This is a genomic window from Pseudomonas sp. TE3899, assembly GCF_056279105.1.
On record NZ_JBWBQR010000001.1, the window covers coordinates 4,691,270 to 4,711,700 of the forward strand.

Below are 20,431 nucleotides of genomic sequence, written 5' to 3' on the forward strand. Positions count from 1 at the left end.
GGGCCGATATGGCTCAAGAACCAGGCGAAAACGCCAGTTTTAACTTCACCCTTGTAGACCGTCTTGCCCACCCCCATATTGGGGCGACTGACGCGTGAAGGAATCCAACTTGAGCGAACTTCTCAACCGCCGCCTGGCTCTGCTCGGCGAGCGCGCTAACCTCTCTCTGCTCGAACAGTGCCTTCACGGCATCGAACGTGAATGCCTGCGCGTGACCGATGAAGGTCGACTGGCGCAAACGCCGCACCCGGAAGAATTGGGTTCCGCGCTGACCAACGAAAAAATCACCACCGATTATTCCGAATCGCTGCTGGAGTTCATCACGCCCGCCCTGCCCGACCCGGCAGACACGTTGGCGAGCCTGGACAGCATTCACCGTTTTGCCTACAGCAAGCTCGGCAACGAGTACCTGTGGAGTCCATCGATGCCGTGCCCGTTGCCGGCCGAGGAAGATATCCCGATCGCCTATTACGGCACGTCCAACATCGGTCAACTCAAGTACGTCTACCGCAAGGGTTTGGCCCTGCGTTATGGCAAGACCATGCAGTGCATCGCCGGGATTCACTACAACTTCTCCTTGCCGGAACAGCTCTGGCCGCTGCTCAAAGAGGCTGAAGGCTTTGTCGGCACCGACCGCGACTATCAGTCGTCGGCCTACATCGCGCTGATTCGCAACTTCCGTCGCTACAGCTGGCTGCTGATGTATCTGTTCGGTGCCTCGCCGGCGCTGGATGCCGGTTTCCTGCGCGGCCGCTCCCATCAACTGGAGCAACTGGACCCGGACACCTTGTACCTGCCATACGCCACCAGCCTGCGCATGAGCGACCTCGGTTATCAAAGCAACGCTCAGGCCGGCCTGACGCCTTGCTACAACGACCTGGCGAGCTACACCGACAGCCTGCGCAAAGCGGTGGCCACGCCTTACGCCCCGTACGTTGAAGTCGGCACGCACAAGGACGGTGAGTGGATTCAGCTCAACACCAACATCCTGCAGATCGAAAACGAGTACTACTCCAACATCCGCCCCAAACGCGTGACTTACACCGGCGAGCGGCCGATCCAGGCGCTGGTGGCCCGTGGCATTCAGTACGTCGAAGTACGTTGCCTGGACATCAATCCGTTCCTGCCGATGGGCATCGACCTGACCGAGTCGCGCTTCCTCGATGCGTTCCTGCTGTACTGCGCGTTGAATGAAAGCCCGTTGCTGGCCAACACCACCTGCACCAATGCCACGACCAACTTCCTCAGCGTGGTCAAGGAAGGTCGCCGCCCGGGCCTGCAATTGCAGCGTGACGGCCAACCGGTGGACATGAAGGAATGGGCCACCGAGTTGCTGGAGCAGATTGCCCCGCTGGCCGCGTTGCTTGATCAAAGCCATGGCGGCGAGGCGCACAGCAAGGCGCTGGACGTGCAATTGGAGAAGATCAAGGACCCGTCCCGGACGCCTTCGGCCATGGTGCTGGCGGCGATGGCCGAGCATAAGGAAACCTTTGCCCAGTTCTCCCTGCGTCAGAGCCGGGTTCATGCGGAGTACTTTCGCAGTGAACCGCTGAGCGTTGAAGAGCAGGCGAAGTTTGAGGAGCTGGCGCGCAAGTCGCTGGCTGATCAGGCGGAACTGGAACAGAACGAAGTCGGCGATTTCGATGTGTTTGTCGGGTCGTATCAGGCGAGTATTCTGGCGATCAGTAACTAAACGACGATCTTGATCGTTCCCATGCTCCGCGTGGGAACGCCTCAAGGGACGCTCTGCGCCCAGTGACGCGGAGCGTCATGGGCTGCATTTCCACGCAGAGCGTGGGAACGATCTGGTGACGCGCTTAGAATTTTCCGCTCATAAGCTAATTCGAAAAAGTTATTTATTTTCGGATTCTTATATCATTTAGTCTCCTTTCACGCCGATCCTCGGTCGCCTGATAGGAGCTTCTCTCAATGAAAATGAATTTCCCTCTTCGCCTCCTGGCGGCCGCGTCTTTGGCTGCGGCGAGTTTCTTTGCCCAGGCGGCTGACGTCACTGTCGCCTACCAGACCACCGTCGACCCGGCCAAAGTCGCCCAGGCTGACGGCGCATACGAAAAAGCCACCAACGCCAAGATCGACTGGCGCAAATTCGACAACGGTGCCGACATCATCGCCGCCATCGCTTCCGGCGACGTGCAGATCGGCTACCTCGGTTCCAGCCCCCTGACCGCTGCCATCACTCGCAAAGTCCCGGTGGAAACCTTCCTCATTGCCACCCAGATCGGCGCCGCTGAAGCCCTGGTCGCTCGCGACGGTTCCGGGATCAAGACCCCGCAAGACCTGATCGGCAAGAAAATCGCCGTGCCATTCGTTTCCACCGGCCACTACAGCCTGCTGGCCGCGCTCAAACACTGGAACATCGACCCGTCGAAAGTCACCATCCTCAACCTCGCGCCGCCGGCCATCGTGGCTGCGTGGAAACGCGGTGATATCGACGCCACTTACGTTTGGGACCCGGCTCTGGGCGTCGCCAAGGAAAACGGCAAAGTGCTGATCACCTCTGGCGAACTGGCCAAGTTCGGCGCGCCGACTTTCGATGCCTGGATCGTGCGTAAAGACTTCGCCGAGAAGCACCCGGAAATCGTCACCGCGTTCGCCAAAGTGACCCTCGACGCCTACGCCGACTACCGCAAAGACCCAAAAACCTGGCTCGCCAACCAAAGCAACGTCGACAAACTGGTGAAGCTGTCCGGCGCCAAAGCGGCTGACATTCCATTGCTGCTGCAAGGCAACGTCTACCCACTGGCGGCTGATCAAGTGATCACCCTCGGCGCACCGACCACCAAGGCCATCACCGACACCGCCGCGTTCCTGAAAGAACAAGGCAAGGTCGAGGCCGTGCTGCCGGACTACGCCCCGTATGTCAGCGCGAAATACATCACCAACTGATCGGAGTTAACCGCGATGGCTTTGCTACAGCTGGAGCGCATCAGCGCACAGTACCCCGGCAGTCCGGAACCGGTACTGACGGATATTTCCTTGAGCCTGGGGCCCCAGCAATTGCTGGTGGCCCTCGGCCCGTCCGGCAGTGGCAAGACTTCGCTGTTGAACCTGATTGCCGGTTTCGTCGAACCCAGCGCCGGACGCATCACCCTCGATGGCGTGCCGGTCAAAGGCCCGAGTGCCGAACGCGGCGTGGTGTTCCAGGACGACGCCCTGCTGCCTTGGCAGGACGTGTTGGCCAATGTGGGTTTCGGTCTGGAACTGGCCGGTGTGTCGAAAGAAAAACGCGAGATCCGCGCCAGGGAAATGCTCGCACTGGTGGACCTGTCCGGTTTCGAAAACCGGCGCATCTGGCAGCTCTCGGGCGGCCAGAAGCAACGTGTTGGCCTCGCCCGCGCCCTTGCTGCCGACCCGCGTGTGTTGCTGATGGACGAGCCTTTCGGCGCCCTCGATGCCTTCACCCGCGAACAGATGCAGGAGCTGTTGCTGCAAGTCTGGCAGCGCACCGCCAAACCGGTGTTCCTGATCACCCACGACATCGAAGAAGCGGTGTTCCTCGCCACTGACCTGATTCTGCTGGCGCCCAACCCCGGGCAAATCGTCGAGCGCCTGAGCCTGGACTTCGGCCAGCGTTACGCCGCCGGTGAGTCGGCACGGGCGATCAAATCCGACCCGCGCTTTATCGAAACCCGCGAACACGTGCTCGCCAAAGTGTTCTCCCAACGCAGCGCCGCCACGCGGCAGGAGCGCGCATGAGCAGCTATGAAATTCCGGCCGTGACGGTGAAACCCGGTTCGACGGTGATTCCGGTGCGGCGCAGTGTGAGCACGCGCTGGATCAGCGTGCTGACGTTGTTCGCTTTGGTGTTCATCTGGTGGGCCGTCACCGCCACCGGCATGATCGAGCCGCTGTTCCTGCCACCGCCGTCCGCCGTGCTGCAAAAAGGCTGGCTGCTGGCGACCACCGGCTACATGGATTCGACCTTGTGGCAGCACTTGGGCGCGAGCCTGAGCCGTATCGGCCTGGGCCTCGGCTTCGCGGTGCTCACCGCCGTGCCGGTGGGGATTGCCATCGGCCACAACCGCATCGCTCGCGGCATTCTCGATCCGCTGATCGAGTTCTACCGCCCGATTCCACCGCTGGCCTACCTGCCGCTGATCGTGATCTGGTGCGGCATCGGTGAGCTGTCGAAAGTCTTGCTGATCTACCTGGCGATCTTCGCCCCGATTGCCATCGCCACCGCCACCGGCGTGCGCACGGTTGATCCGGCCAAGTTGCGCGCCGCGCAGTCCTTGGGCGCGACCCGGGCGCAGTTGATTCGGCATGTGATTCTGCCGAGCGCGCTGCCGGATATCTTGACCGGCGTGCGGATTGGTTTGGGCGTGGGATGGTCGACGCTGGTCGCCGCCGAATTGATCGCCGCCACCAGCGGTTTGGGCTTTATGGTGCAGTCGGCGGCGCAATTCCTGGTCACCGATGTGGTGGTGCTGGGGATTCTGGTGATCGCGCTGATTGCCTTCGCCATGGAAATGGGCCTGCGCGCCCTGCAACGCAAACTGGTGCCGTGGCACGGCCAGGCGCACTGAAGATTTGTCACTGACTACGCCGACAACTCGGCGCCCCGGATTGAAGAGAACCACCATGAGCCACCTGACCATCGTCCCTTTAAGCTCGGCCCTCGGCGCGCAGATCAGCGGCATCGACATCAGTCAGCCGCTGACCCCGCCACAGCGTGACGCCATCGAACAGGCGCTGCTCAAGCATCAGGTGCTGTTCTTCCGCGACCAACCGATCGAGCCGCAACAACAGGCACGGTTCGCCGCGAATTTTGGCGACCTGCACATTCACCCGATCTACCCGAACGTGCCGGAACAGCCGGAAGTGCTGATCCTCGACACCGCCGTCACCGACGTGCGCGACAACGCGATCTGGCACACCGACGTCACTTTCCTGCCGACCCCGGCGATGGGCGCGGTACTCAGTGCCAAGTTACTGCCGGAGTTTGGTGGCGACACGTTATGGGCCAGCGGGATTGCGGCGTATGAAGCGTTGTCGGCGCCGATGAAAACCTTGCTCGAAGGGCTGACCGCGACTCACGATTTCACCCGTTCATTCCCGCTGGAGCGCTACGGCAACACGCCGGAAGCATTAGCGCAGTGGGAGGAAGCCCGACGCAAGAACCCGCCGCTGTCGCACCCGGTGATTCGTACACACCCGGTGAGCGGGCGCCGGTCGCTGTTCGTCAATGAAGGGTTTACGTCGAAGATCAATGAGCTGTCGGAGACCGAGAGCGAGGTGATCCTGAAGTTTCTCTTCGCCCACGCCACACGGCCGGATTTCACCATTCGCTGGCGCTGGCAGAAGGACGACGTGGCGTTCTGGGATAACCGCGTGACTCAGCATTACGCGGTGGATGATTACCGCCCGGCGCGGCGGGTGATGCAGCGGGCGACGGTGTTGGGGGATGTGCCGTTTTTCCGGTGAACCGATCGTTCCCACGCTCCGCGTGGTAACGCAGCCATGGACGCTCCGCGTCCGCTGTGACGCGGAGCGTCACGGGATGCATTCCTTTGCTGCGCGAGGGAACGATCAGTACTCAGTTACTCAGTTACTCAGTTACTCAGTTACTCAGCGGTAGAAGGCTTCTCCCAAAGATTGATCCCGCCCTCCTGGGCAAACCGATCAATCTCCGCCAACTCTTGCGCGCTAAAGCTCAGATTCTGCAACGCCCCGACGTTCTCGATAATCTGCTCCGGCCGGCTCGCGCCGATCAGGGCCGAGGTCACGCGCGGGTCACGCAGGGTCCAGGCCAAGGCCAGTTGCGCCAGGCTCTGGCCACGCCGCTTGGCAATCTCATTGAGCCCGCGCACGTGGGCGATGTTGGCTTCAGACAGGTGCGCCGACTGCAACGAACCACCGCCCGGACGGTTGACCCGCGCATCCTTCGGAATGCCGTTGAGGTATTTGTCGGTCAACAAACCCTGGGCCAACGGGGTGAACGCAATCACGCCAGCGCCGAGTTCATCGGTGACATCCAGCAGATCTTTTTCCACCCAGCGATTGAGCAGGTTGTAGGCCGGTTGGTGAATCAACAGTGGCACTTTCCACTCTTGCAGCAGCGCGGCCATTTCGCGGGTTTTCACCCCGGAGTAGGACGAGATGCCGATGTACAACGCCTTGCCCTGCTGCACGGCAGTGGCCAATGCGCTGGCGGTTTCTTCCAGTGGGGTGTCCGGGTCGAAGCGGTGGGAATAGAAGATGTCCACGTAGTCCAGGCCCAGGCGTTGCAAGCTCTGGTCGAGGCTGGCCAGCACGTATTTGCGCGAACCGCCGCCCTGGCCGTACGGGCCTGGCCACATGTCCCAACCGGCCTTGCTGGAGATGATCAGTTCGTCGCGGTACTGCTTGAAGTCTTCACGCAGCAAGCGACCGAAGTTGATTTCGGCGCTGCCGTACGGCGGGCCATAGTTGTTGGCCAGGTCGAAGTGGTTGATGCCCAGGTCAAACGCCGTGCGCAGCAACGAGCGCTGGGTGTCGATCGGCGTACTGTCGCCGAAGTTGTGCCACAGCCCCAGGGACAGTGCCGGCAGCACCAGCCCGCTGCGACCTACGCGGCGGTAAGGGATGGACTCATAGCGGTTTTCGGCAGCGGTGTAAGTCATCGAATCCTCTCTTGTCTGTTTTGAAATGGTGTCGATTTCTACCCGGGCCAACTCGCTTGCGAGAGAGGCCCGTCTTCTAATGTTCAGTGACTTCGATACGTCGAAGTTGACCAGCATACGCCCAAGTAATGCGCCGCCAACCCTGGCTGCGACTAATTGCTGAAACGTTTCATACTTCTTCCACACGCGGCTCTCGGCTTGCACGCGTGCGGCCCGAACGATCACCGACTACCCTTTGGATGAGCGCCACATTCAACGACCCTCCGAGTCGGTGGTGCCCACCGCCGCCGCCCAAATGTGTACTTTCCCGAGAAGCAGTATGTACCGCGAACCTCAGCGCTACCTGCACAACGAAACCTCGACAACTTCGGTACAAAACGGTCAGATCACGGGCCGAGCGCCACTCTGAAACTGACGTGGCGAGGCAATATTTCGTACTACATGGCATGCATTTTTATAGGGGGTACAGCGATGACACCCAGGCCCAAAGCGCCCGTTCAGGGCGCTCGATACAACCTGCAAAGTCAAGGGTTCAGCGTGGTCTGAGCGCGTCATGGACTGGAAATCGCTCCGGGCGCAGCGCTCGTCCTTGGGGACTACTCGCTCACACGGGAGACCGCCCGGCTGGCGACGATGCGAAGGGGGATGGAGAGTCCGGACGCGGGAACACCCGAGCGAAAGACACATCCCGGATCGACATGCACTACGCCCACACTGGATCTCCAGCGACCACTAAACTGGTGAACAACAAGGATCAATTGTGGGAGCGAGCTCGCTCGCGATGGCGGTCGGACAGGCAACACCTATCGACAGGCGGAGCACATATGCACACCACCATCATCATCTTCTTCGGCCTGGTCCTGCTCGCACTGATGCTCTACATCGGCGAGCGAGTCGGCTTCAGCCGCCAGACACTGACTTACAGCTTCGTCGTCCTGTGGCTGGCACTGACGGTGATCAACGGCGCGGTGGGCGTGGTCACGGCCAACCAGCCCGTGAGTTCGGAGCTGGTGGTCGGCACGGTGGTGTTCAGTGTGCCGGTGGCGGCGCTGGTGTTGTTCATGGTGTTGAACAAAGCCTAGCCGCCACCGGCGCTCGATCAACGCACCAGGTGCAGGAACTGCATGTGCCGTTCGTACTGGTCGAGGATGTCGTTGATGATCTGCTCCTTGGTGTAACCCACCAGATCGTAGTCCTGACTGCCCTCGCTCAGATGCACCTCGGCGCGGTAGTAGCGACGGTTGTTGAGTTGCTTGGAACCCATACCGCCACGGGCGAAGGACGGCGTGAAGTAGCCGCGCATCTGCACCTGGTAGATGAACGGATGCTGCTCGCCATGACCAATTTCCAGGCTGACGCTGTCGTTGGCCGGGTCTGGCTGAGCAACCACGCTCAAGCCCTTCTCGACAAACACCGCCGTCACTTCTTCAATCGCCGGACGCACCGAGGTTTCTAGGAAGCGATAAACCTCATCCCGCGACGGGAAATGCACCGCCTGACTCAAGCGCTGACGCCAGCCGCCACGCTTGGAACCGGAGACCGGCGCCAGGGAGTGCATCTGCGCAATCTGCTTCTGCGACTCCAGGTAGAAGGCCTTGTGCAGCCCCCACATCATCAGCAGCAGGATCATCGAGAACGGCAACGAGGTCAGCACTACCGCCGACTTCAGCGCATCGATGCTGCCGGAGAACAGCAGCGCGCTGGTCACCAGCGCCGTCATCGCGCCCCAGAACACCCGCAGCCATTTCGGCCCGTCTTCATCCGGATTGCCGCCCTTGGCCGACAGCGTCGACAGGACTACGGTGCCGGAGTCAGCGGAGGTGACGAAGAACACGAAGCTGATAAACACCGTGACCGCGATCACAGTCTTGCTCCACGGATAGGTTTCCAGCAGCAGGTACAGGGTCATCGACGGGTTATCGATGGCCGACATACCGAGCGCCGTCATGCCGTGGTTGAGCACCTGGTCGATGGCGCTGTTGCCGAAGATCGACATCCACGCCAGGGTGAAACCGAGCGGGATCAACAGCACGCCGAAGACGAATTCGCGGATGGTCCGGCCACGGGAAATCCGCGCGATGAACAGGCCCACGAACGGCGACCATGCGATCCACCAGGCCCAGTAGAACACCGTCCAGCCGCCTAGCCAGTCGCTGGGTTTATCGTAGGCGTAGAGGTCGAAACTCTTCATCGGCAACGCGCCGAGGTAGTCGCCGATGTTCTGGATCAAGGTGTTGAGCAGGTGCTGGGTCGGGCCGGCAAACAGCACGAACAGCAGCAGCGCGCAGGCCAGCAGCATGTTGATGTCGGACATCACCCGCACGCCTTTATCGACGCCGGAGACGGCAACGATGATCGCCGCGCCCATCATCAGCGTGATCAGGCCCACCTGAATCCAGTGGGTGTGGGCGATGCCGAACAGGTAGTCGAGCCCCGAGTTGAGGTGCAACACGCCAAAACCCATGTCCGCGCCGAGGCCGAACACCGTGGCGATGATGCCGAAGCCATCCACCGCGTAACCAATGGGGCCATTGATGCGCTTGCCGATCAGCGGGTACAGCGCCGAACGCAGGGCCAGCGGCAGGTTATGCCGATAGGCGAAGTAGGCCAGCGCCATACCGACAAAGGCGAAAACGCCCCAGCCATGCAGGCCCCAGTGCAGAAACAGAATCTGCATCGCCTGGCGCGCCGCTTCCGGCGTGCCGGCGGTGCCTTGGGGCGGCTGCGCCAGGTGCGTCAGCGGTTCGGACACACAAAAGAAAAACAGCGTGATACTGATCCCGGCCGCGAACAGCATGCCGGCCCAGGACAGGTAACTGAATTCGGGTTCGTCGTGGTCGGCACCGAGCTTGATCTTGCCGTAGCCCGATAACGCGGTGACCACCACGAAGACCAGATACAGGGTCATCGCGAGCATGTAATACCAGCCGACCGTATTGGCCGCCCAGTTTTGCGCTTCCAGCAGCCAGGCACCGGCCTGCTTGGGGAAGGCCATGACAACGATGCCGAACAACAGGATGAAACCCGCCGCGAAGTAAAACACCGGTGGATTCATGCGGACTTGGCCGCTTGCAGGGGTGGACGGTGCACTCATGAACAGCGCACCTCAAGGGGGTGAAACAGGGCAATCAGAAACGGACTCGGCAAGGGCAAGCCTCCTGTTGTGAGCGGGCAGCAAACCGGCGGTTTAACTTGAATGAGCGTTCAAGTTAAACATGAATAGCGTGCTAAGGACTAATCGCAGGGCTCGGCGGTCGCTTTCCTACGCTAGCTCAAGGAAGGGTATGACGTGGGGGTAGGGGGATTCGTTCACTGGGAAATTGGCGGATTGCCATTATCGCGGTTCGGCTTGAAACCATTCGCGGGCAAGCCTCGCTCCTACAGGTCCGCGCAATTTCGAAAAATCGCGCATAACCTGTAGGAGCGAGGCTTGCCCGCGAAGAGGCCAGTTCAGTCAGCCCAGATCTCGGGCCTTACTTCTGCGTTCCATCATCATGTTGCAAATTCGCCTGCGTCAGGTTGCACCCCGCCGGTACGCTGCGGGTCAGCCATACGTTGCCGCCAATGGTCGAGCCCTTGCCGATGGTGATCCGCCCCAGAATCGTCGCCCCGGCATAGATCACCACATCGTCCTCGACAATCGGATGCCGCGGATGGCCCTTCTGCAACTGGCCGTCCTCATCCGATGGGAAACGCTTGGCACCCAACGTCACGGCCTGATAGATCCGCACCCGCTCGCCGATGATCGCCGTTTCGCCAATCACCACACCCGTCCCGTGATCGATAAAGAAGCTGCGGCCGATCTGCGCCCCCGGATGAATGTCGATGCCGGTCGCCGAGTGCGCGATTTCCGCGCTGATCCGCGCCAGCAACGGCAACCCGGCGCGGTACAGATGGTGGGCGAGGCGATGGTGAATCACCGCCAGGATCCCCGGATAGCACAGCAGCACTTCATCGACGCTGCGCGCTGCCGGGTCGCCGTGATAGGCCGCCAGCACGTCGGTGTCGAGCAGACTACGCAGCCCCGGCAAGGCGAGGGCGAAGTCCTGGATGATGGAAATGGTCTTGGCCTCGACTTCGGTGTCGACCTCGGCGCTGTGCCGGGCGGCGTAACGCAGTTCGAGTCGCGCCTGGGCCAGCAATGCGTTCAGCGCCACGTCGAGGGTATGGCCGACGTAGAAGTCTTCACTCTCTTCACGCAAATCCACCGGCCCCAGACGCATCGGGAACAACGCCCCGCACAAGGCTTCAAGAATCTCCGCCATCGCCGCCCGGGACGGCAACTCGCGACCGCCCTGCTCGCCGCTGGCGCGGCCGTTTTGTGCACGCCATTGATCACGTGCCGTGCGCAGCTGGCTGACGATGGTCTGCAATTGCCAATGGCTGGAACGCTCGCTCACGGTAAAAACTCCACACGGGCGGCCGGACTGTCTGGCCGCGCTGACGGCGATTACTTTACGGCAAGGGCTCGGAGCCGAATTAAGAACCAATTGTGCTGTGTTCAGCACATTCGGATATAAGCGATTGGCGGTTGCTCGCACAAATAGCCGTGCCTATAGTCCTGACATCCTCCTCCGCCAGTACGGACCCATGATCAAACAATCGCTTGCCCGCTTTAACCGCCTCGACCTGCTTGGCCACCCTACCGCTCTGGAAAAACTCGAACGCTTGTCCACCTGGCTGGGCCGCGATGTCTACGTCAAACGCGACGACCTGACACCGCTGGCCATGGGCGGCAACAAGCTGCGCAAACTCGAATACCTGGCCGCCGATGCGCTGGCCCAAGGCGCCGACACCTTGATCACCGCCGGCGCACTGCAATCCAACCACGTACGCCAGACTGCGGCCATCGCCGCCAAACTGGGCCTGGGTTGTGTGGCGCTGCTGGAAAATCCGCTGGGCACGGATGACGCCAACTATGTTGGCAACGGCAATCGGCTGTTGCTGGATTTGTTCGATGCCAAGGTCGAGCTGGTGGAGAACCTCGACAACGCCGACGACCAACTCCAAGCCTTGGCCGATCGCCTGCGCAATAACGGCAAGCATCCGTACGTGGTGCCGATTGGCGGCTCCAACGCCTTGGGTGCGCTGGGTTACGTTCGCGCCGGGCTGGAATTGGCAGAACAGATCAAGGACACCGGCCTGAAGTTCGCGGCCGTGGTGCTGGCGTCGGGCAGTGCCGGCACCCACAGTGGCCTGGCATTGGCCTTGAATGAAGCACTCCCGGATTTGCCAGTGATTGGCGTGACGGTGTCCCGTAGCGAGGAAGATCAGCGACCGAAAGTCCAGGGCCTGGCCGAGCGCACGGCGGAGTTGCTGGGGGTGAGTTTGCCGTCATCGTTCAAAGTCGAGTTGTGGGATGAATACTTCGGCCCGCGTTATGGCGAGCCGAATGCCGGGACGTTGTCGGCGGTGAAGTTGCTGGCGAGTCAGGAAGGTTTGCTGCTGGATCCGGTGTACACCGGCAAGGCCATGGCCGGGTTGCTCGATGGCATTGGCCGTGGGCGGTTTGATGACGGCCCGATCATCTTCCTGCACACCGGTGGGGCGCCGGCGTTGTTTGCCTATAAAGACTTTCTTTGACCGATCGTTCCCACGCAGACAGATCGTTCCCACGCTCCGCGTGGGAATGCCTCAAGGGACGCTCTGCGTTCCAATGGGACGCGGAGCGTCCCGGGCTGCATTCCCACGCAGAGCGTGGGAACGATCAACTGCGTCGGCCGCATATTCTATAAACGAATAACAAAATTGATATTTAGTATTTTCCTATCTAACGCCATCATCATATAGTCGCGCCGCAGGCGAATTTGGCGCGAGACGCATAAGCTGCTTTAGGGCAGGATATCGCAATCGTTCAAATCCCGATTTTGCCAACATTCCTAATAGCGTCTTCCATAAGAAAACACAGGGGCTTGTCATGAATTTTTCCGCACTACGTCGCAACCTGCTGGTAGGTTCGCTGGGCCTGGCATTGAGCGCCGGCCTGTTGGGGCAAGCGGTTGCCGGTGAGCAGCTGCAAAAAATCAAGGACGCAGGCGTGATCAACGTCGGCCTGGAAGGCACTTATCCACCGTTCAGTTTCGTCGACGCCGACGGCAAACTGGCCGGCTTCGAAGTCGAGCTCTCCGAAGCCCTGGCCAAAAAGCTGGGCGTTAAAGCCAAGATTCAGCCAACCAAGTGGGACGGCATCCTAGCCGCTCTGGAATCCAAGCGCCTGGACCTGGTGGTCAACCAGGTGACCATCTCCGACGAGCGCAAGAAGAAGTATGACTTCTCCGAGCCGTACACCATCTCCGGGATTCAAGCGCTGGTGCTGAAGAGCAAGGAAGCCGCGCTGAACATCAAGACCGCCGCTGACCTGACCGGCAAGAAAGTCGGTGTAGGCCTGGGTACCAACTACGAACAGTGGGTCCGCGCCAACGTGCCGGGCGCTGACGTGCGCACCTACGACGATGATCCGACCAAGTTCGCCGACCTGAACAACGGCCGTACCGACGCCATCCTGATCGACCGCCTCGCGGCGCTTGAATACGCCAAGAAAGCCCCGAAAACCGTGGCTGCCGGCCAGGCATTCTCCCGTCAGGAATCCGGGATTGCCCTGCGTAAAGGCGAACCTGAACTGCTGGCTGCAGTGAACAAGGCCCTCGACGAGCTGCGCGCCGACGGCACACTGGCCAAGATCTCGGAAAAATACTTCCAGACTGACGTCACCAAATAATGGAAGAAGCTTTCCAACTCGCACTGGACTCCGCGCCCTTCCTGTTGAAGGGCGCGTACTACACGGTGATCTTGAGCCTGGGCGGGATGTTCTTCGGCCTGGTGATGGGCTTCGGCCTGGCGTTGATGCGCCTGTCGCGGTTCAAATCGGTGAGCTGGCTCGCCCGCATCTACGTGTCGTTCTTTCGCGGCACGCCGTTGCTGGTGCAACTGTTCGTGATTTATTACGGCTTGCCGCAATTGGGGGTCGAACTTGATCCGCTGCCGGCAGCCCTGATCGGCTTCTCGCTGAACATGGCCGCCTACGCCTGCGAAATCCTGCGTGCCGCGATCAGTTCCATCGAGCGTGGCCAATGGGAAGCCGCCGCGAGCATCGGCATGACCCGCGCGCAGACCTTGCGCCGGGCCATCATTCCGCAAGCGATGCGCACGGCTTTGCCGCCGCTGGGCAACAGCTTCATTTCCCTGGTCAAGGACACCGCGCTGGCCGCCACCATCCAGGTGCCGGAGCTGTTCCGCCAGGCGCAATTGATCACCGCCCGCACCTTCGAAGTGTTCACCATGTATCTGGCCGCCGCGCTGATCTACTGGATTCTGGCCACGGTGCTCTCGCACCTGCAGAACAAGTTGGAAGCGCGGGTCAATCGGCACGACCAGGAGTCCTGACCCAATGATTGTCGTGGAAAAACTGACAAAGCAGTTCAAGGGTCAAGTGGTGCTTAACGGCATCAATCTGGAAGTGAAAGAAGGCGAGGTCGTGGCGATTATCGGGCCCAGCGGCTCGGGCAAGACCACGTTCCTGCGTTGCCTGAACTTCCTCGAAGAACCCACCAGCGGCCGGATCAAGGTCGGCGACATCGAGATCGATGGCAGCCGCCCGCTGAACCAGCAGCAAGGCCTGGTGCGACGTTTGCGCCAGCACGTGGGCTTCGTGTTCCAGAACTTCAACCTGTTCCCCCATCGCACCGCCCTGGAAAACGTCATCGAAGGCCCGATCATCGTAAAGAAGATCCCGCACGCCGAAGCCGTGGCCCTGGGTAAAAAGCTGTTGGCCAGGGTTGGCCTGGCGGGCAAGGAAGACGCTTACCCGCGACGCCTCTCCGGTGGTCAGCAACAGCGCGTGGCCATTGCCCGAGCGCTGGCGATGGAGCCGGAAGTGATCCTGTTCGATGAGCCCACTTCTGCGCTCGACCCCGAGCTGGTCGGTGAAGTGTTGTCGACCATCCGCAGCCTCGCCGAAGAGAACCGCACCATGGTCATCGTCACCCACGAAATGGGCTTTGCCCGTGACGTAGCGAACCGCGTGGTGTTTTTCGACAAGGGTGTGATCGTCGAGCAAGGTGACGCGAAGGCGCTGTTTGCCAATCCTAAAGAAGAACGGACCCAACAGTTCCTCAGCAAGTTTCTGAACAACTCGCACAACTGAAAGATGATTTAAAACTTGTTAACTTCCATGGATGGAAGTGACAGTTACCTTCCGCTTCAAACACCCCTCTCTCGAATCAAGCCTATATAACTTCGCCGGCCTGAATGCGGTACATATATATGTTCTGCAACAGAATCCTCCTGCCTAAAATTCGCCATTAACCCGAACCACCCGGCTCAACGGGTCTGCGTACCCGACGGGTCAAACCGGGAGAAAACGTGGGTAAAGTTCGACAGCACGCTGCAGCTTATTAACTGCACCGTGTAGGAAATTTCTGAATAACACTGAATCCATCATCCAACTAACAAACTCTATTGACACCTATTCCGGCGCGCTCTTATCTAGTCTGCAACAGACGCCAATTATCCCGACGCATTCGTTATCACTACGAACTTTTTGTTGCCCGGTAATTCACGCCTATTGAACTTCCAGAAACGGACTTCGCTGCAAGGCTTCAAGGAGAGAACCATGACAAGCACCTCGAACAAACCCGAACTTGCGGCCCCGACCCTGGCGCAATCCCACAGGAGTGGCATCAACATCACCTCGGCCGCCCACTTGCTGATCGCTGTAGCGCCCTACCCCGGGATGGACGAAGGCGATCTGATCGAACTGTACTGGGACGACTGCTACGTGGCTTCAAAAGCCCTGATCGTCGACGACGTCAATCAAACCGTGCAACTGCGCGTGCCCGAGAGCTTTGTCGTCAATGGCACCTCCCACGTCCACTACCGCGTCATGCAGGTCGGGCAGGACCCGGCGCTGTCGCTGACCACGCGGTTGCAGATCAAACTCGATTGCCCCGGCGGCCAGGCGCCCGCGGTGTCCGGTGACGAAAACCAGGGGCTGGCCCCGGTCAACCTCCCCGATACCATTCGCCGTCACGGGGTCAACCCGAACCAGATCAAACGCGGTGTGCCGCTGACCATCGAGCCCTACCTGAACATGGCCGTCGACGACGAAATCACCCTGCAGTGGGGCGATGTGCGCATGGACCTGCCCAAGCTCAAGGCCGGAGATATTGGCCAGCCGATCCAGGTCTGGGTGCCGCCGGCGATCATTCTTGAAGCCGGCGAAGACCTGAGGCTGGAAGTGACCTACTGCATCCTCGACCGGGTCGGCAATAACTCGCGCTGGGCGCCGCCGCGAATGCTCAGGATCGGCTGCGCCAATCCCTACCTGAAAGTGGCGTTGAAAGAAGAACTCAAAGCCGCAGAACCCCGCAAGAAGTGAAGCCACCGTTGTGGCTGGAGGGCCTTTGTGGCGAGGGGGCTTGCCCCCGTTGGGGCGCGAAGCGCCCCCAAATCTACAACTGCGATTTATCTATTAATCGCGGTGAAGGGGTTGGCGACTGCTGCGCAGTCGAACGGGGGCAAGCCCCCTCACCACAGCAAGCCCCCTCCCAAAGGAGCCCCTCTCCACCCCAGCCCACGCGTCGACTGTTGCTCCACAAACAACTGTTGCCCCACGGACAGACGCCCTTCTATACATATTCCCAAAAGTTAGTTTATTAATTTTTTATACACGCTTAGGGTATATGCACCGGACCACCGGACATTCTTGTTTTTCGCTCGCCGCCACCCTCGCGGCGTTTTTCATGAGATGTGAGGTAGGTATGGTCCGGAACACAATCACCCCAGTGCAGATCGCCAGGGCATTGCGTGCAGCCAAGGAGCGGCACTGATGTCCAGTCTGGCAGAAGCTACTATCCAGAGTGACCTGGATATCGCCCCCCTGTTGTTGCCCGCGCAGGTTTTGCGCAACGACGCACAAGCCATCAAGGCCGCCCATGAGCTGGCGCAAGTCGCCCGCCTGCAAGCCGCCAAACGTGACCAGCAGCGCAAGTTGCCGTGGTCGGAAATCGAACAGTTCACCCGTAGCGGCCTGGGCAGCATTGCCATCCCGCGCGAGTACGGTGGCCCGCAGGTTTCGTTCGTCACCATTGCCGATGTGTTCGCGATCATTTCCGCGGCCGATCCGGCACTCGGGCAAATCCCGCAGAACCAGTTCGGCATCCTGAATCTGGTGCTCGGCAGCGCCACGCAAGCGCAGAAAAAGCAGCTGTTCAAAAGCGTGCTCGAAGGCTGGCGCATCGGCAATGCCGGGCCGGAACGCGGCACCAAGAACACCCTCGAACTCAAGGCGCGGATCACGGCGGATGGTGACGGTTTTGTCATCAGCGGCCAGAAGTTCTACTCCACCGGCGCGCTGTTCGCCCACTGGGTCGCGGTCAAGGCCTTGAACGATGACGGCAAGCAAGTGCTGGCCTTCGTCCGCCGTGGTACGCCGGGGCTGCGCATCGTCGATGACTGGTCCGGTTTCGGCCAGCGCACCACCGCCAGCGGCACCATTTTGCTCAACAACGTGCGGGTCGACGCCGAGCTGGTGGTGGATAACTGGAAGATCAACGACAGCCCGAACATCCAGGGCGCCGTGTCGCAATTGATCCAGGCGGCCATCGACGCCGGCATCGCCCGTGGCGCCATCGACGACGCCATCGAATTCGTCAAAACCCGCGCCCGCCCATGGATCGACGCCAAGGTCGAACGGGCCAGCGATGACCTGTATGTGATCGCCGACATCGGCAAACTGAAAATCGAACTGCACGCCGCCGAAGCGCTGCTGCGCAAGGCCGGGCAAGTGCTCGATCAGGTCAACGCCGCGCCGCTCACCGCCGAATCCGCCGCTCGCGCCTCGATTGCCGTGGCCGAAGCCAAAGTGCTGACCACCGAGATCTCGTTGCTGGCCAGCGAAAAGCTCTTCGAACTGGCCGGCAGCCGCGCCACCCTCGCCGAATTCAACCTCGACCGTCACTGGCGCAACGCCCGCGTGCACACCTTGCACGACCCCGTTCGCTGGAAGTACCACGCTGTCGGCGCTTATCACCTGAACGGCACGCTACCCGCTCGTCACTCCTGGATCTAACGACCAGAACACTTTTGACCAGATCTCTGGAGAAACACATGACTCTTTCTCACCACGTCGCGGTCATAACCAGCGATGAGCAAGCCCTGATCGTCGCCAGTGACCTGGCCGACGACTTCAAACGCGACAGCGCCCTGCGCGACCGCGAACGCCGTTTGCCACACCCGGAACTCGAAGTGTTTTCCCGCTCGGGCCTCTGGGGCATCAGCGTGCCAAAAGAATACGGCGGGGCTGGCGTGTCCAACGTCACCCTGGCCAAGGTCATTGCCTTGATTGCCCAGGCTGACGGCTCCCTCGGGCAAATCCCGCAGAACCATTTCTACGCCCTCGAAGTGCTGCGGGTGAATGGCAGCGAAGACCAGAAAAAGCGCCTGTACGCCGAAGTCCTGGCCGGCCAGCGTTTCGGCAATGCCCTGGCCGAACTTGGCACCAAAACCGCCCATGACCGCGTCACCAGCCTCAAACGCGACGGTGATGGCTATCGCATCAACGGTCGCAAGTTCTACGCCACCGGCGCGATCTATGCCCAGCGCATCCCGACTTCGGTGGTGGATGAACACGGCGTGCAGCAACTCGCCTTCGTGCCGCGTGACAGCAAAGGCCTGACGGTGATCGACGACTGGAGCGGCTTCGGCCAGCGCACCACCGGCAGCGGTTCGGTGGTGTTTGAAGACGTGTACGTCGCCGCCGAAGACGTGATCCCGTTCCAAAGCGCTTTCGAACGCCCGACCACCGTCGGCCCGCTGGCGCAGATCCTTCACGCCGCCATCGACACCGGCATCGCCCGCGCCGCTTACGAAGATGCCCTGCACTTCGTGCGCACCAAGACCCGGCCGTGGATCGACGCCACCCATGAAAAAGCCGTCGACGACCCACTGACCATCAAGAGCTTCGGCCATTTGGCGATTCGCCTGCACGCCACCGAAGCCTTGCTCGAACGCTCCGGCGAATTTCTCGACAAGGCCCAGGCCGAGATGAACGCCGAGACCGTCGCCGCTGCGTCGATTGCCGTCGCCGAAGCCCGGGCCATCAGCACCGAAATCTCCCTCGCCGCCGGCAGCACGCTGTTCGAACTCGCCGGCAGCCAGGCCACCCTGATCGAACACGGTCTGGATCGGCACTGGCGCAACGCTCGGGTGCACACCCTGCACGACCCGGTGCGCTGGAAGTATCACGCGGTAGGCAATTACTACCTCAACGATGAAAACCCGCCGCTGCGGGGGACCCTCTGATGGCCGACGCGAAGAAAAAAATCCTGCTCAACGCGTTCAACATGAACTGCATCGGGCACATCAACCATGGCCTGTGGACCCATCCGCGGGACACGTCCACCCAGTACAAAACCATCGAATACTGGACCGAACTGGCGCAACTGCTGGAGCGCGGACTGTTCGACGGCTTGTTCATCGCCGACATCGTCGGCGTGTATGACGTCTATCAAAACTCGGTGGACGTGCCGCTGAAAGAGTCGATCCAGCTGCCGGTCAACGACCCGTTGCTGCTGGTCTCGGCGATGGCGGCGGTGACGAAAAATCTCGGTTTCGGCCTCACCGCCAACCTGACTTACGAAACGCCGTACCTGTTCGCCCGGCGCATGTCGACCCTCGACCATTTGAGTCGCGGTCGGGTCGGTTGGAACATCGTCACCGGCTACCTCGACAGCGCGGCCAAGGCCATGGGCCTGAGCGAGCAAGTCGAGCACGACCGCCGCTACGACCAGGCCGATGAATACCTGCAAGTGCTCTACAAACTCTGGGAAGGCAGTTGGGAGGACGGCGCGGTGCTCAACGATCCCAAGCAGCGGATCTACGCCCAACCGGAGAAAGTGCACAAGGTCGAGCACAAGGGCGAGTTCTATCAGGTCGAGGGTTATCACCTCTGCGAGCCGTCGCCGCAGCGCACGCCGGTGCTGTTCCAGGCCGGCAGTTCGGATCGCGGCTTGCTGTTCGCCGGGCGTCACGCCGAGTGCGTGTTCATCAGCGGCCAGAACAAACCGTCGACCAAAGTCCAGGTGGACAAGGTCCGCGCCAGCGCGGTCGAGGCCGGGCGCAATCCTGAGGACATCAAGGTGTTCATGGGTTTGAACGTGATCGTCGGCGCCACCGAGGAGCTTGCCTGGAAGAAGCACGCCGAGTACCTGAGCTACGCCAGCGCCGAGGCCGGTGTCGCGCATTTTTCGGCGTCCACGGCGATCGATTTTTCCCAGTACGAAATCGACGAGCCGATCCAGTACGTGAAAAGCAACGCGATCCAGTCGGCGACCAAGAACCTGCAAAACAACGACTGGACCCGGCGCAAATTGCTCGAACAACACGCCCTCGGTGGCCGCTACATCACCGTGGTGGGTTCGCCTGAGCAAGTGGCGGATGAACTGGAATCCTGGATCGCCGAAACCGGGCTGGATGGCTTCAACCTGACGCGGATTGTCACGCCGGAAAGCTATGTGGATTTCATCGACCTGGTGATTCCTGAGTTGCAGCGTCGCGGGTCGTACAAAACCGCCTACGACAGCGGCAGCCTGCGCGAGAAGCTGTTTCACGGTGAAGCGCACTTGCCGGAGCAACACACCGGCGCCCACTACCGATACCAACCCCATACCTGATCGTTCCCACGCTCCGCGTGGGAATGCAGCCAGTGACGCTCTGCGTCACAGCCGCAGGGACGCGGAGCGTCCCGGGAGGCATTCCCACGCAGAGCGTGGGAACGATCCACAAACTTCAATGCCCTGACTGGAATAACC

Annotated in this window: 17 protein-coding genes; 14 read left to right on the forward strand and 3 right to left on the reverse strand. The window is 60.8% G+C overall.

From position 1 onward, the window contains the following. Window positions 1–109 precede the first annotated feature (109 nt). From gshA to tauD, 5 genes are all read left to right on the forward strand, one after another. Window positions 110–1,693 carry a glutamate--cysteine ligase gene (gene gshA, locus ACZ89E_RS21375; RefSeq protein ID WP_476256399.1) on the forward strand — a complete coding sequence of 528 codons (1,584 nt, stop codon included), beginning with the start codon at window positions 110–112 and terminating at the stop codon, window positions 1,691–1,693. Between the two features lie 236 nt (window positions 1,694–1,929). Then, complete coding sequence (gene tauA, locus ACZ89E_RS21380) at window positions 1,930–2,907, forward strand: taurine ABC transporter substrate-binding protein (protein WP_149659035.1); 978 nt, start codon at window positions 1,930–1,932, stop codon at window positions 2,905–2,907. Between the two features lie 15 nt (window positions 2,908–2,922). Next, entirely contained in the window at window positions 2,923–3,717 is a 795-nt protein-coding gene (tauB, locus tag ACZ89E_RS21385) for a taurine ABC transporter ATP-binding subunit (RefSeq protein ID WP_149659034.1), read from the forward strand. Beyond that, window positions 3,714–4,547 (forward strand): taurine ABC transporter permease TauC, encoded by an 834-nt coding sequence (tauC, locus tag ACZ89E_RS21390; protein WP_169372122.1) that lies wholly within the window; start codon window positions 3,714–3,716, stop codon window positions 4,545–4,547. Before tauB ends, tauC begins: the two co-directional genes overlap by 4 nt. A 55-nt stretch (window positions 4,548–4,602) precedes the next feature. Beyond that, on the forward strand, window positions 4,603–5,445 hold the full coding sequence (gene tauD, locus ACZ89E_RS21395) for a taurine dioxygenase (RefSeq protein ID WP_149659032.1): 843 nt from the start codon (window positions 4,603–4,605) through the stop codon (window positions 5,443–5,445). A gap of 140 nt (window positions 5,446–5,585) precedes the next feature. On the opposite strand, the gene mgrA is transcribed toward tauD, so the two are convergent. Next, window positions 5,586–6,623 (reverse strand): L-glyceraldehyde 3-phosphate reductase, encoded by a 1,038-nt coding sequence (gene mgrA, locus ACZ89E_RS21400; protein ID WP_149659031.1) that lies wholly within the window; start codon window positions 6,621–6,623, stop codon window positions 5,586–5,588. Between the two features lie 824 nt (window positions 6,624–7,447). On the opposite strand from mgrA, the gene ACZ89E_RS21405 reads away from it, so the two are divergent. Further along, the gene (locus tag ACZ89E_RS21405; protein ID WP_463259086.1) at window positions 7,448–7,705 is read left to right on the forward strand and encodes a hypothetical protein; all 258 of its coding nucleotides are present in this window, start codon (window positions 7,448–7,450) and stop codon (window positions 7,703–7,705) included. A 17-nt stretch (window positions 7,706–7,722) separates the two neighbouring features. On the opposite strand, the gene betT is transcribed toward ACZ89E_RS21405, so the two are convergent. Both betT and epsC read right to left on the reverse strand, forming a co-directional pair. Next, window positions 7,723–9,678 carry a choline transporter BetT gene (betT, locus tag ACZ89E_RS21410; RefSeq protein WP_178129121.1) on the reverse strand — a complete coding sequence of 652 codons (1,956 nt, stop codon included), beginning with the start codon at window positions 9,676–9,678 and terminating at the stop codon, window positions 7,723–7,725. Between the two features lie 418 nt (window positions 9,679–10,096). Then, entirely contained in the window at window positions 10,097–11,023 is a 927-nt protein-coding gene (gene epsC / locus ACZ89E_RS21415; RefSeq protein ID WP_149659028.1) for a serine O-acetyltransferase EpsC, read from the reverse strand. A 190-nt stretch (window positions 11,024–11,213) separates the two neighbouring features. Here epsC and ACZ89E_RS21420 point away from each other — a divergent pair, with 190 nt between their 5' ends. The 8 genes from ACZ89E_RS21420 to ACZ89E_RS21455 all read left to right on the forward strand — a co-directional run bounded on the left by ACZ89E_RS21420 (window position 11,214) and on the right by ACZ89E_RS21455 (window position 20,293). Continuing rightward, entirely contained in the window at window positions 11,214–12,206 is a 993-nt protein-coding gene (locus tag ACZ89E_RS21420; protein ID WP_149659027.1) for a D-cysteine desulfhydrase, read from the forward strand. A 334-nt stretch (window positions 12,207–12,540) separates the two neighbouring features. After that, window positions 12,541–13,341, forward strand: coding sequence for a cystine ABC transporter substrate-binding protein (gene tcyJ, locus ACZ89E_RS21425; protein ID WP_123402703.1), 801 nt, complete (start codon window positions 12,541–12,543; stop codon window positions 13,339–13,341). Continuing rightward, entirely contained in the window at window positions 13,341–14,006 is a 666-nt protein-coding gene (gene tcyL / locus ACZ89E_RS21430; protein ID WP_178129110.1) for a cystine ABC transporter permease, read from the forward strand. Before tcyJ ends, tcyL begins: the two co-directional genes overlap by 1 nt. 4 nt (window positions 14,007–14,010) lie before the next feature. Then, window positions 14,011–14,766, forward strand: coding sequence for an L-cystine ABC transporter ATP-binding protein TcyN (gene tcyN / locus ACZ89E_RS21435; protein ID WP_149659024.1), 756 nt, complete (start codon window positions 14,011–14,013; stop codon window positions 14,764–14,766). Between the two features lie 468 nt (window positions 14,767–15,234). Beyond that, window positions 15,235–15,999 carry a hypothetical protein gene (locus ACZ89E_RS21440; RefSeq protein ID WP_149659023.1) on the forward strand — a complete coding sequence of 255 codons (765 nt, stop codon included), beginning with the start codon at window positions 15,235–15,237 and terminating at the stop codon, window positions 15,997–15,999. 450 nt (window positions 16,000–16,449) lie between these two features. Further along, window positions 16,450–17,691, forward strand: a complete 1,242-nt coding sequence (locus tag ACZ89E_RS21445) for an SfnB family sulfur acquisition oxidoreductase (protein WP_149659022.1) — start codon at window positions 16,450–16,452, stop codon at window positions 17,689–17,691. Window positions 17,692–17,729: 38 nt separating this feature from the next. After that, complete coding sequence (locus ACZ89E_RS21450) at window positions 17,730–18,923, forward strand: SfnB family sulfur acquisition oxidoreductase (protein ID WP_476256400.1); 1,194 nt, start codon at window positions 17,730–17,732, stop codon at window positions 18,921–18,923. After that, complete coding sequence (locus ACZ89E_RS21455; protein WP_476256401.1) at window positions 18,923–20,293, forward strand: LLM class flavin-dependent oxidoreductase; 1,371 nt, start codon at window positions 18,923–18,925, stop codon at window positions 20,291–20,293. Before ACZ89E_RS21450 ends, ACZ89E_RS21455 begins: the two co-directional genes overlap by 1 nt. Window positions 20,294–20,431: the final 138 nt, after the last annotated feature.

What these genes read in the sequence shown, in the direction of transcription:
- betT (WP_178129121.1), bottom strand. Translation starts at nt 9,678, where the DNA reads ATGAATCCACCGGTGTTTTACTTCGCGGCGGGTTTCATCCTGTTGTTC.
- ACZ89E_RS21420 (WP_149659027.1), top strand. Translation starts at nt 11,214, where the DNA reads ATGATCAAACAATCGCTTGCCCGCTTTAACCGCCTCGACCTGCTTGGC.
- ACZ89E_RS21455 (WP_476256401.1), top strand. Translation starts at nt 18,923, where the DNA reads ATGGCCGACGCGAAGAAAAAAATCCTGCTCAACGCGTTCAACATGAAC.
- ACZ89E_RS21445 (WP_149659022.1), top strand. Translation starts at nt 16,450, where the DNA reads ATGTCCAGTCTGGCAGAAGCTACTATCCAGAGTGACCTGGATATCGCC.
- tcyJ (WP_123402703.1), top strand. Translation starts at nt 12,541, where the DNA reads ATGAATTTTTCCGCACTACGTCGCAACCTGCTGGTAGGTTCGCTGGGC.
- tauD (WP_149659032.1), top strand. Translation starts at nt 4,603, where the DNA reads ATGAGCCACCTGACCATCGTCCCTTTAAGCTCGGCCCTCGGCGCGCAG.
- tauB (WP_149659034.1), top strand. Translation starts at nt 2,923, where the DNA reads ATGGCTTTGCTACAGCTGGAGCGCATCAGCGCACAGTACCCCGGCAGT.
- tcyL (WP_178129110.1), top strand. Translation starts at nt 13,341, where the DNA reads ATGGAAGAAGCTTTCCAACTCGCACTGGACTCCGCGCCCTTCCTGTTG.
- tcyN (WP_149659024.1), top strand. Translation starts at nt 14,011, where the DNA reads ATGATTGTCGTGGAAAAACTGACAAAGCAGTTCAAGGGTCAAGTGGTG.
- tauC (WP_169372122.1), top strand. Translation starts at nt 3,714, where the DNA reads ATGAGCAGCTATGAAATTCCGGCCGTGACGGTGAAACCCGGTTCGACG.
- tauA (WP_149659035.1), top strand. Translation starts at nt 1,930, where the DNA reads ATGAAAATGAATTTCCCTCTTCGCCTCCTGGCGGCCGCGTCTTTGGCT.
- ACZ89E_RS21405 (WP_463259086.1), top strand. Translation starts at nt 7,448, where the DNA reads ATGCACACCACCATCATCATCTTCTTCGGCCTGGTCCTGCTCGCACTG.
- ACZ89E_RS21450 (WP_476256400.1), top strand. Translation starts at nt 17,730, where the DNA reads ATGACTCTTTCTCACCACGTCGCGGTCATAACCAGCGATGAGCAAGCC.
- ACZ89E_RS21440 (WP_149659023.1), top strand. Translation starts at nt 15,235, where the DNA reads ATGACAAGCACCTCGAACAAACCCGAACTTGCGGCCCCGACCCTGGCG.
- mgrA (WP_149659031.1), bottom strand. Translation starts at nt 6,623, where the DNA reads ATGACTTACACCGCTGCCGAAAACCGCTATGAGTCCATCCCTTACCGC.